Below are 1,546 nucleotides of genomic sequence, written 5' to 3'. Positions count from 1 at the left end.
AAAATCTTTTTAGTGGTTTAACTGGCGATATTTTGTTCTTAATTGGTTAGTTTGCTTATGTTTTATACAGGGTTGAAATATGCTATAATGTAGCAAATAACAAAGGAATGAGACTATCGAAATGCTTTATATTCCACCGACAAACCCTGATTACTACATCAGCAGTATTGTAGCACTAAATGTTATCAGCCCTGAAAATACAGGCGATTGGCATAGTGCAGCCGCATTAAGTGCGAATGCTTATCCGCTGGATTTCTATCTTTATGGCGAAAATCAGCCAAAGAATACTCATCACTTGTTAGGGCAGCAGGGTATTATTGACGGTACGCAACGACTTAATGAGATGGGTTATTACCCTGAACATACGCCTGTTTGGATAGCAGACCACCCACGAGCTTGTGTCGATTATCTCTATTATGCAGTATTAAAAACAGGCTCAATTGGGCGTGTTATCCTTGATGATTGGTTTCCAAGTGATGAGGACAAGAAATTAGTTTACACCCTCATTAGCTCGCTAGAGCCTAATTTAACGGAAAGTGAAAAGGAGAACTTACAATTATGGAAAAGCAAGAATCCAATAATATAATGCTGAGCGAACGTGATAAACAACATGAATGTTTGATGCGTGGCGTATTGTCTCAATTAGTAGAAACACCGCTTGTGTTGAAAGGTGGAACAGCCCTTTATTTGGGTTATGGACTAAATCGCTTTTCCGAAGATTTAGATTTCGATTCAGATAAAAAACTCAACCTCATTAGTAAAATTAAAAGTGCTGCACCACATGGCATTATTATTGATGAGATTAATGTGAAAAAAGATACTGATACAGTCAGCCGCTATATGGTGAATTATCACATTCGAGATACGGGGCATAAGGACTCTCTCAAAATCGAAATTTCTTATCGAAATCCACCACCAGAAGAGCAAGTTTCAATAAAAAATGGTATTCGAGTTGCTTCTATTGAACGTATTACTGACAACAAATTGAATGCCGCTTTTGATGGAGATAATACACGAACAAAAGGGCGTGATTTATTTGATTTGCACTTTATTGCTAAAAATTATGGATGCATTTTGTGATCATCAATATTAGAGCGGTTAAAGACATTTGCACAAGATCCTGACAAATTAGTCAGTGCCTATAGTGAAGATATACAAGCCGATCCACTCTTAAACAAAATTATGGATGTAGAAACGGTTTCCCTTGAACTCAATGAATTATCCAAAGACTTATATAGTTCAATATTGTTGCAAGAAATTTCTACTGAGCAGATGATGAAATCTATCTTTCAGCCTTTTCCAGATGATCTATTGAATAGAAGGACTGAGAATAAACCTGAGAATGAGATAAGAGTTAATCCAATCAAGATGAGAATTAGATAAAAAATAGCGAGCTAGATGCTCGCTATTGATTAATCACAAAATGTTTCCATTAGGTAGAGAAAGAATATATTTCTCCATAAAATCCCAATGTATATTACCTGTACTATCGCAAGGTAAATATAATTGTGTATTTTTAAATCTAGTGCTGACCCCATCCCAAATT

General features: G+C 35.8%; 3 protein-coding genes. All 3 read left to right on the top strand.

Annotation, left to right across the window (positions count from 1 at the left end; genetic code table 11):
• Positions 1–121 precede the first annotated feature (121 nt).
• The 3 genes from B0186_RS08025 to B0186_RS12025 all read left to right on the top strand — a co-directional run bounded on the left by B0186_RS08025 (position 122) and on the right by B0186_RS12025 (position 1,383).
• Positions 122–586, top strand: coding sequence for a hypothetical protein (locus B0186_RS08025; RefSeq protein ID WP_078218848.1), 465 nt, complete (start codon positions 122–124; stop codon positions 584–586).
• Positions 559–1,080 (top strand): nucleotidyl transferase AbiEii/AbiGii toxin family protein, encoded by a 522-nt coding sequence (locus B0186_RS12030; protein WP_235817206.1) that lies wholly within the window; start codon positions 559–561, stop codon positions 1,078–1,080. Before B0186_RS08025 ends, B0186_RS12030 begins: the two co-directional genes overlap by 28 nt.
• Positions 1,081–1,182: 102 nt before the next feature.
• A complete protein-coding gene (locus tag B0186_RS12025; protein ID WP_235817205.1) occupies positions 1,183–1,383 on the top strand; it encodes a hypothetical protein in 201 nt (66 codons plus the stop codon).
• Positions 1,384–1,546: the final 163 nt, after the last annotated feature.

It is taken from the genome of Canicola haemoglobinophilus (genome assembly GCF_002015075.1).
GTDB lineage: Bacteria > Pseudomonadota > Gammaproteobacteria > Enterobacterales > Pasteurellaceae > Canicola > Canicola haemoglobinophilus.
This window is presented reverse-complemented; position numbering and strand designations above follow the sequence as displayed.